Annotated in this window: 1 protein-coding gene; it reads left to right on the top strand. The window is 28.0% G+C overall.

Going from position 1 to position 535, the window contains the following annotated elements:
- Nucleotides 1-51 precede the first annotated feature (51 nt).
- Nucleotides 52-507: an Lrp/AsnC family transcriptional regulator gene (locus AOG55_RS06755; RefSeq protein WP_082180426.1), complete on the top strand. Its 456-nt coding sequence runs from the start codon at nucleotides 52-54 to the stop codon at nucleotides 505-507.
- The last annotated feature ends 28 nt before the right edge of the window (nucleotides 508-535 follow it).

Genomic DNA, 535 nt, shown 5'->3' with positions numbered 1-535 from the left:
CTCTTCCGATCTAAAAAGATATTTTTTTAAATAATATTGAATTAATTGTTTATGCAACACGAAATTTCCTCCATTGATAGAATGGTCATAAAAATATTGATACGAAACAGTAGAATATCTGTAAAGGATATATCAAGGCAACTTGGCATTTCCCAGCCAACAGTAAAAAAAAGAATAACTCAAATGCTGGATTCTGGTATTATACAAAACTTTGCCTGCAATATAGATATGGCTAAATTTGGATACAATCTTACATTTATAACCATGGTACGTATTGTAAATGCAAATAATTCAGAAAAAATAGCATACAAGCTTATGAAAATAAGTTCAATTTCATCGGTAGATATGATAACAGGAGAATATGATTTGATTCTAAGAGGATATGCAAAGAACCAGGATGATCTTTATTACATACTTTCTAAAATTCAATCCATTGAAGGTATAGATCATCTTTTCACTAATATAGTTATAAAATCACTTGGTAATAAAACAGTTATACCTGAATGATAAAAATTAGGCTCATTAATATTACCTT

Origin of the sequence: Acidiplasma cupricumulans, from assembly GCF_001402935.1 — an archaeon.
GTDB classification, from domain to species: domain Archaea; phylum Thermoplasmatota; class Thermoplasmata; order Thermoplasmatales; family Thermoplasmataceae; genus Acidiplasma; species Acidiplasma aeolicum.
This window is presented reverse-complemented; position numbering and strand designations above follow the sequence as displayed.